General features: G+C 76.6%; 7 protein-coding genes. 3 read left to right on the forward strand and 4 right to left on the reverse strand.

Annotated elements, in window-relative coordinates; translation table 11 throughout:
• Positions 1-142: 142 nt before the first annotated feature.
• The 3 genes from ACFWA9_RS24295 to ACFWA9_RS24305 all read right to left on the reverse strand — a co-directional run bounded on the left by ACFWA9_RS24295 (position 143) and on the right by ACFWA9_RS24305 (position 2,336).
• A complete protein-coding gene (locus tag ACFWA9_RS24295) occupies positions 143-448 on the reverse strand; it encodes a hypothetical protein (protein WP_380389695.1) in 306 nt (101 codons plus the stop codon).
• Complete coding sequence (locus tag ACFWA9_RS24300) at positions 448-1,224, reverse strand: hemerythrin domain-containing protein (RefSeq protein ID WP_380389697.1); 777 nt, start codon at positions 1,222-1,224, stop codon at positions 448-450. Before ACFWA9_RS24300 ends, ACFWA9_RS24295 begins: the two co-directional genes overlap by 1 nt.
• Before the next feature lie 143 nt (positions 1,225-1,367).
• The gene (locus ACFWA9_RS24305) at positions 1,368-2,336 is read right to left on the reverse strand and encodes a pyridoxamine 5'-phosphate oxidase family protein (protein ID WP_380389698.1); all 969 of its coding nucleotides are present in this window, start codon (positions 2,334-2,336) and stop codon (positions 1,368-1,370) included.
• 406 nt (positions 2,337-2,742) lie between these two features.
• Between ACFWA9_RS24305 and ACFWA9_RS24310 the strand changes: the two genes are divergently transcribed.
• The 3 genes from ACFWA9_RS24310 to ACFWA9_RS24320 all read left to right on the forward strand — a co-directional run bounded on the left by ACFWA9_RS24310 (position 2,743) and on the right by ACFWA9_RS24320 (position 7,165).
• On the forward strand, positions 2,743-5,550 hold the full coding sequence (locus tag ACFWA9_RS24310) for an AAA family ATPase (RefSeq protein WP_380389700.1): 2,808 nt from the start codon (positions 2,743-2,745) through the stop codon (positions 5,548-5,550).
• Between the two features lie 201 nt (positions 5,551-5,751).
• The gene (locus ACFWA9_RS24315; protein WP_380389701.1) at positions 5,752-6,111 is read left to right on the forward strand and encodes a hypothetical protein; all 360 of its coding nucleotides are present in this window, start codon (positions 5,752-5,754) and stop codon (positions 6,109-6,111) included.
• A 268-nt stretch (positions 6,112-6,379) separates the two neighbouring features.
• The gene (locus ACFWA9_RS24320; protein ID WP_380389703.1) at positions 6,380-7,165 is read left to right on the forward strand and encodes a LuxR family transcriptional regulator; all 786 of its coding nucleotides are present in this window, start codon (positions 6,380-6,382) and stop codon (positions 7,163-7,165) included.
• Between the two features lie 538 nt (positions 7,166-7,703).
• Here the strand turns inward: ACFWA9_RS24320 and ACFWA9_RS24325 are convergent.
• Positions 7,704-8,155, reverse strand: a 452-nt coding sequence (locus tag ACFWA9_RS24325; RefSeq protein ID WP_380389705.1) for a ricin-type beta-trefoil lectin domain protein, incomplete at its 5' end; no start/stop codon positions are given.

The following is an 8,155-nucleotide window of genomic DNA, read 5'->3' on the forward strand; positions in this document are numbered from 1 at the left end:
CGGTAGCGCGGACCGGTGGTGCGGCCCGGTGGCGCTGACCGGGGGCACGGGCGGGCTCCGGTCGATCCGCGGTACCTGACGACTGCCGGGGCCGGGGCCCGGGGCCGAGGCGGGGGCGGGGGCGGGGGCGGGCAGGCCGCGGTCAGTGCGAGCCGTCGAAGGCGCTGTCACCGGCGACCCGGTACCCGGCCCGGCGCATCAGGGTGACCGCGGCCGTGGTGCGGGCGACGCCGTCGCGGGACGGGTCGCCGAGGGCGTAGAGGCCGGAACGGCCGGGGACTTCGTGGAAGCCGAGCCGCTCGAGCATCCAGGACGCGTTGGCCCCGGCGGTACGATCGGCCGCCACGATGCCGTGCTCGGGGTGACGGCCGAAGGTCACGTCGGCCGGCCCGGTCCACGCCGTCGTCCGCACCGGTCCGGTCCGGACGACGGGCTGGTCGCTGGTCATCACGGCCCGGACGCCCCCGGGCGCTGCGCCGGGCCCGCCGGCGCACTCGCGACGGCGTCCGCGGTCGGGCCCGCCGCCGCGCCCGCCGGAGGAGCCTCGGCGAGGGCGCCGCGGACCCGGTGCATCTCCCGGCGGTACTGGCGCTGCCCGGCCAGGCGCCAGAGCAGCCGGGCGGGCAGCGGCAGCCGGCCGAGGAACTCCGCCCGCTCGCTCGCGGAGGCGTTCTCCAGGATCGCGCCCAGGGCGATCATCAACCGGTGGCGCGAGGTCTCGGCGAGGCCGCGCTCGCCGACCGCACGCCATTGCTCCGGTCCGATGTGCGCGGCCACCAGGGGCATCACGGTCGACTCCTCGGCGTCCAGGTGGGCGCAGAGCAGGTCGTGGTGGTTGCGCAGGGCGGCCACCAGCGCGCTGCGGGTCTCCTCGGAGGGATCGGCCGTCCAGCGCTCCATCAGTGCGGTGATCCGGGTCAGCCCTTCGTCGAGGGCCTGGTGCTGGGCCTCCATCAGGGCCAGGCGCCCGGCCTCGTCGGGGGTCAGCCGCGGGCGCAGCGGGGGCCAGAGCAGTTCGTCCTCGCCGGTGTGGTGGACGTGCAGTCCCAGCACGTAGTGGTGCCAGGCGCCGGCGAGGACGGTGGCGCGGTCGGTGTCACCCGCGGGAACGGCGGCGACGAGGGTGGTCATCAGCCGCGACTCCCGGCGGAAGATCCGGTGGATCATCGCCATCTCGCGGGTGTAGGGGTGGAGGTCGGCCCGGGCCTGATCGGTCAGTGTCACGTGGCCCAGTGTCGACGGCACCCCTTGGCACCCACTTGCCGCCGGAACGTGGGCCGCCGGAAAGTGGGCCGTCGGAACACCGGCCACCGGAACGCCGACCGTCGGGGCGCCGCCCGCGGTGGGCGCGGCCCCGAGGCCGGGCGTCACTCGACCGGGCGGGCCAGTGCGGCGAACTCCGCCCAGGCGACCCGGGGCCGCGGCAGCCCGCGGCGGCTCAGGTAGCGGGCGGTCGCGGCGCGCGCGGTGCGCAGGGTGCGGAGCTGGTCGCCGGGGCGGCCGGCGCCGGCCGGGTCGACGACGGCGGTCGGTGCAAGCAGCCGGGTGCCGCCCTCGAGCGACAGGCGGCCCTTGACCAGGACGTTGCGAAGGCCGTTCAGCCGGTCGTTGTGACGGTGCACCAGCAGGGACGCCGGGCCCGGGAGCACCGGGGCGTCGGGCTCGGGGAAGACCTGGTAGCCGTCCGGCCGGGCAACGACCCGGGTGCGGGCGAGAACGGGGGCGCCGCCCGGTGCGGACGCGCCCAGGACGGCGGTCGGGAACTCCGCCAGCAGGCCGGCCCCGGGAAGTGCGGCCCCGAGAGGCTCTGCCCCGGGAAGCCCGGTCTCCGGAGTCCCCGATCCGGAAGGCGAAGCCCCGGGAGCGGCAGCGGGTGGCAGGTCCGCGAGCGGGGCCCGGGTCAGCACCTGGTCGGGGGTGACGGTGATGTGCAGCCGCAGGTAGTACCAGTCCATCAACCAGCGGGTGGGGTGGGTGAGGAACGCCCGGCTGTGCGGTTGGCGGACGAACATCTGCCGCCAGTACTCCTCGGCGTCGGCGACCCCGGCGCGAACCTCCTCCGGGCAGACGGCCGTCCCGCTGAGCAGCACCTGCGGGGCGCGGGCGTCGTCGTGGCCGGTCGGGTCGGAGAAGAGCAGGGCGACCCGGCCGTCGCGCCGGACGTTGAGCGCCTTCTGCGCGAACGCCGGGGAGGTGGTCACCAGGACGGTGCCGTCCGGCCGGATCCAGGCCGCGGTGGGCCAGGCCAGCGGAGTGCCGTCCCGGCCGAGGGTGGCGAACTCGCAGGTCCGGTAGGAGCGCAGGACAGTCGTGAGGGCGTGGTCGGGAGGAGTCATGGAGGACGAGCCCGTCAGAAGAGGTGGACGCAAGGGCGGAGGCAAGGGTGCGGCCGCAAGGGCGGGACCCAGGGCGAGGAGGCAGGGGCGAGGACACGGGAACGCGACGTAGGAAGGGGCGTCAGGGGAACCACCGGCGAAAGGCGCCGGGAACGCCAGTATCGCCGCCCCGCGCGGCCGGAACGGACGCCGGACGGCGGGCGCCAAGTGGGCGCCAAGTCCGCCCCAAGTCGCGGGCCCGACGCTCGTGGCCGCGACCCGGCCGGGCGACCGGTAGTCTGGCCCGCGCGCTGCCGCCGGGCACCCGGGCGGCCGTGCGACGGTCGGTGGCCGCCGCCACTCGCGGGTCCGGTCCCGACGAGGACGACGGACCCGGGGGACGGGTCCCCGGGGAGGCACGCCGCAGGTGGAGAGCACGCACGGCCAGGGGCAGGACAGCCAGGGCCAGGATCCGGGACCGGGGCCGGCACGGCTGGTCGGGCGCAGCGGGCAGACCGCGCGGCTGAGCGAGGCCCTGGAGGGCGCGCGGACCGGTGGCGGCGGGGCGGCGGTGCTGCTGCGCGGCGAGGCCGGCATCGGCAAGACGGCCCTGCTGGAGTGGACCGCCGGCCGGGCGGCGGAGGCCGGGTTCACCGTGCTGCGGGCGGTCGGCTCCGAGGCCGAGCGCGAGTACGCGTTCAGCGGCCTCCACCAGGTCCTCTGGCCCCTCCTCGAACAGGTCAGGGACCTGCCGCCGCATCAGCGGGACGTCCTGGAGCACGCACTCGGCGTGCGCCCCGGTCTGCCGCCGGGCGGCTTCACGGTGGGGGCCTCGGCCCTCGCCCTGCTCGCCGCGGCGGCCCGCAGCAGGCCGCTGCTCCTGCTGGTGGACGACCTGCACTGGGTGGACTCCTCCAGCATCGCGGTCTTCGCCTTCCTGCACCGGCGGATCGCGGCCCTGCCGGTCGTCATCGTCAGCGCCAGCCGGCCCGAGGACTCGACGGTGGAGGCCTGGTCGATGCACCCGGTCGAGGTCGGCGCGCTCTCGTCCGCGGAGGCCGGGGAACTGCTCGACCTGCGTCACCCGGGCCTGGCCGGCACCACGGCGGCCCGCCTGCTGGACGAGGCGGGCGGCAATCCGCTGGCCCTGGTGGAGCTGCCGCGCCAGCTGCGCCGCGGCCAGCTGCGCGGGATCGTCCCGCTGCCGGAGCAGCTGCCGCTCGGACGGCGGCTGGAGCGGCTGTTCGCGGACCGCCTGGCCGGCCTGACCCGGGCCGCCGAACGTGTCCTGCTGCTGGCCGCCCTGGCCGGGCCGGGCGCGGCCGAGGGCTCGGCCGCGTGGCTGCGCGCGGTGGGCGAGGACGTGGAGTCGGTGCTGGAGTCGCTGGAGGCCAGCGGGCTGGCCCGGCTCGACTCGGCGGGCCGCCTCGGCTTCCGGCACCCGCTGGTGCGCCGGGCCGTCATCTCCCGGGCCTCCGGCGCCCGGCAGCGCGAGGCGCACCGGCTGCTCGCCGAGGGCCTGACCGCCGACGACCCGAGGCGGCTGGTGCACGAGTCGAGCGCGGCACTGCTCCCCGACGACGACCTCGCGGCCCGCCTCCAGGAGGCCGGCCACCGGCTGGTGCGGCGCGGCGGTGACGCCGAGGCGGCTCTGCTGCTCGACCGCTCGGCGGCGCTCACCGCCGACCCGGCCGACCGGGCGCGCCGGCTGACCTGGGCCGCCGTCGCGGCGGCCCGGGGCGGCCAGCTGCGGCACACCGCACGGCTGGTCGAGGAGATCGGCCGCGGGCCGGTGCCCGCGGACATCGCCCCGCTGTTCTCGTACGCCGTCGTCTACGTGGACCAGAGCCACCGGGTGGAGTTCGAGTCGTCCGTCGAGCTGCTGCCGGGGACGATCGAGGCGCTCTCCCGGCCCGGCGCGGAGGGGTTCGGCGGGCTCGCCGAGCAGGCGTACTTCAAGCTGCTGCTCGCCGCCGTGTACACCGGCGACGCCCGGGCCTGGCAGGTGCTCGCCGAGTACCGGGGCCAGGTGTCCCCGCTCGCCCGGCTCTGCCACCGGGCCTGGTCGGACCCGGCCCGCACCGCGCACGGCGTGCCCGGGCTCCTCACCGCCCTGCTGGACGGCCTGGACCGCGGCCAGGAGGCGGGCGCCGCGTGGCTGCTGCTCTGGACGGCCGCGGCGGTGGACGCCGCCGACGGTCCGCTGCGGCGCCGCTTCGCGGGCCAGCACGGCTACGCGACCCGAGGCTCCGTGGCGAAGGCCGAGGTCTACCGGGCCTACCTGCGGGGCCGCTGGAACGAGGACGCCACCTGCCTGCACGAGGCCGAGGCGGCCGAGGAGCTCGGCTACCACTGCAACGCCCTGCTGTTCCGGCACTACCACGCGCACTTCCTGGCCGGGCGCGGCGACGAGGAGGGCCTGCGCGAGGCCGACCGGCGGATCCGCCCGGTCGCCGAACGGGCCGGCATGCGCTTCGTCACCGACCAGCTCGACCACCTGCACGCGCTGGCGTCCCTCGCCCACGGGCGTGACGAGGACGCCTACGGCCAGCTCAGCGCCCTGATGCGGCCCGGCGAGCTGCCGGCCGCCCTGCCCTGGTTCCACCTGCCGTTCCTCGACCTGGTGGAGGCCGCCGTGCGGACCGGGCGCCGGGCGAAGGCGGCCGCGCACGTCGCGGCCGGCCGGGCCGCGCGGATGGACGAGATCTCCGGCCACCACGCCTTCCTGCTGGCCGCGGCGGAGGCGATCGCCGCCGACGACAGGCACGCCGCCGCCCTGTTCGAGGCCGCCTGCGCCGTCCCCGGGGCCCGGCGCTGGGTCTTCACGTTCGCCCGGCTGCAGCTCGCGCACGGCCTCCGGTTGCGCGCCAGGGGATGCCGGGACGCGGACGCCCTGTTGGGTGAGGCGCGTCGTACCTTCGAGGAGCTGGGTGCGGCGCCGTGGGCGGATCGCTGCGCCGGGCCGCCGGGGGCGGCCGAAGCCCGGTCCGGCGGACTGCGGGGCGGGCCCGGAAGCCGGCCGCTGACCGGTCAGGAGGTGCGGATCGCGCGGCTGGCCGCCACCGGGCTCGGCCCCGCCGAGATCGGCGAGCGGCTCGGCACCGGTCCGCAGGCGGCGGAGGCCGGGCTGGCCAAGGCGCTCGCGAAGCTCGGCGTCGCCGGGCCACCCGCCCTCGCCCCGGCACTGACCGCGGCAGGTCTGCTCGGCCCGGTGGCCGTGCCGCAGGCCCGGTGACAGATCGTCGGCCGGGCTGTGGCGCGCGACCGGTGGCGCAGGGGCAGTGAACGGTGGCCGCCGGGGCAGGGCGGCCCGGCGGGCGGTGACGGCGGGGGCGTGGCACGGGTTTCCTCGGTGGAGTCCGCTCCGGCGACCGTCGCGACGGGCGGATGTCCGATGTGACGACCACTCACCGACCGCCACACCTGGGAGACCTCGATGACCCTCGACCGAACCGTCCTGCGCCGCGCGGCCGCCGCGGCCGGCTGCGCAGCCGCCGCCCTGACCGCCGCCCTCGTCCCGGCGGGGGCGGCCCAGGCGGCGACGCCCGGCCAGTTCACCCTCTGCTCGGACGGCTACTACTCCTCCTACGCGGAGTTCCCGAACCGCCACTTCGCCACCAGGATCGTGGAGCCCGGCACCTGCAGCACGCTCAACCTCTCCGGGGAGAGCAAGGAGTTCGTCGTCCTGCACCAGGGCAACGGCGCGATCGTCGGCAGCTTCTCCTACAACGACGCGGCGGGCACCGGCGTCTCCACGACCGGGAACGCGTGGTCCACGGGCTACTACCGCTGGTGACCCGGCGCCGGCGACCGGTCGCCCCCGAGTCCCCCGGCTCCTCCCAGACCGTCCCCCTTGCCTGTCGCTTATGACCCCTCGCCCCCATGACCCACCGTCGGTGACCCACCGCCGGTGACCGGGGCGCGCCGTGCCACCCCGGAGCCCCCGGTCCGGGGCGGCGCGGCCGCCAACCCGTGGACAAGTCCCTGACAAGAGGGGCGGTCTAGCGTCCTCGCAGTCCGAACGGACGAGTTCCGAACCAGTCGAGGACAGGCAGCCCGATCGCATGACGACCCAGCTCAACCCGGGGGCGAAGACCTCCACCGCACCGACCGCGACTCAGTTTGCCACGCCGCTCGCGGCCCCCGGGGCGACCCGGTTCGCGGCACCGGTCGCGCGGCCGTCCGCGGCCCGCGGCGGCACCGGCGCGGTCGGGGTGATCAGGACGACCACCATCGCCGTACTGGCCAGCGACCCGATCACGGGGGAGGGGGCGGCGCTCGGGCTCCGCCGCCACCCCGGGCTCCGGCTGCTCGCGCCCGAGGAGTTCCCGTCCGCGGACGTCGCGCTCGTGCTGACCAGCGCCGTCACGGAGGAGACGATGACCCGGCTGGAGGACTTCGCGGACCGGTCCGAGAACCCCGCCCTGGGCATCGTCCTGGTCACCGAGGGCATCCGGGAGCACCAGGTGCTGCGGGCGGTCGAGCTCGGGCTGCGCGGCGTGCTCTGGCGTCAGCAGTGCGACTTCGAACAGATCCTGGAGGTCGTCCGCTGGGTGGCCGTCGGCGGCACCGACCTGCCCCCGACGGTCCAGGGCTGGCTGGTCGACGGCTTCCGGTCGGTCCAGCGCGACGTGCTGGGGCCGCGCGGGCTCACCGCCGCCGGGCTGGAGACCCGCGAGGTGGCTGTGCTGCGCCTGCTGGCCGACGGCCTGGACACCGCCGACATCTCCCGCGAGCTCAGCTACTCCGAACGGACCATCAAGAACATCGTCAGCGGCATGATGACCCGGCTCGGCTTCCGCAACCGCACCCACGCGGTGGTCCACGCGATCAGGTCCGGTGTGCTCTGAGCGCGCGGCCCACCGGGCCGACCGGGGGCGGGCGGACCGGTGGCGGCGGTCAGGCATCGCGGGCGGGCGCGTCGTAGCCCCGGGTGCCCACGGCGCCCTGCACGAACCGCCGCAGGTGCGCTCGCACGGGGTCGGGCTGTTCGAGTCAGGGCTCGTGCCCTGCGCCGTCGATCCGGGTCACCGGAACATCGAGCCGTAGCGCGAGGAACCGGAGCGCCGACCCGGGACGGGGATCGTCGGTCCCACCGAGCAGCTACGTTCGCGGGGGCAGGCACGCACGCAGCTCGGCAAGGCGCGCATCCAGCGGATCGGCGCGTCCTTCCCGCCCCGAGGCCCGCGACCATGGGCGCGATGTCCCTCAGGTAGTCCGGCAGACCGGGACCACCGTGGAGCAGGACCACGGCCGGCCGCCGGGTCGTGTCCCCCAGCGCCTCGCAGCGCACCGTCGGTCGTCGACACGATGCCCCGCATCGCCGTTGACGCCACCGTCATGAACGTAGCGGCGTCACCCGGGTTCCGCCAAGGGCCGGGCCGGTGCTCAGCGCAGGTACCACTTCTGGTTCGAGGTGCCGACGCAGTCCCACAGTTGGAGGGCCGTCCCGTTGGCGGTGCCCTGGTCCCTGGCGTCGACGCACTTGCCCAGGCGGGTGTTGACCAGGTCGTGTGCCGGGTTGAGCGCGAACTGCTGGGCCCAGCCGCCGTTGCAGCCGGCGAGCTGGATCGCCGTGCCGTCGGCGGCCGAGGCGCCGGCCACATCCAGGCACAGCCCCATCGAGCGGACGCTGCCGTCCGGCCGGAACTCCCAGCTCTGCCAGGCGGAACCGGCGCAGTCCCACAGGCGCAGCGCGGAGCCGTCCACGGCGGCGTGCGCGGACACCTCCGCGCAGCGCTCGGACCCGTAGCCCGCGATCATCCGGCCGACCGGTGACGGCGCGGCGGCCGGGGCCGGTGGCGCGGCGGGGGCGGGCGCGGGCGGCGCAGGCTGGGCCC

Origin of the sequence: Kitasatospora sp. NPDC059973 (assembly GCF_042737525.1) — a bacterium.
GTDB lineage: Bacteria > Actinomycetota > Actinomycetes > Streptomycetales > Streptomycetaceae > Kitasatospora.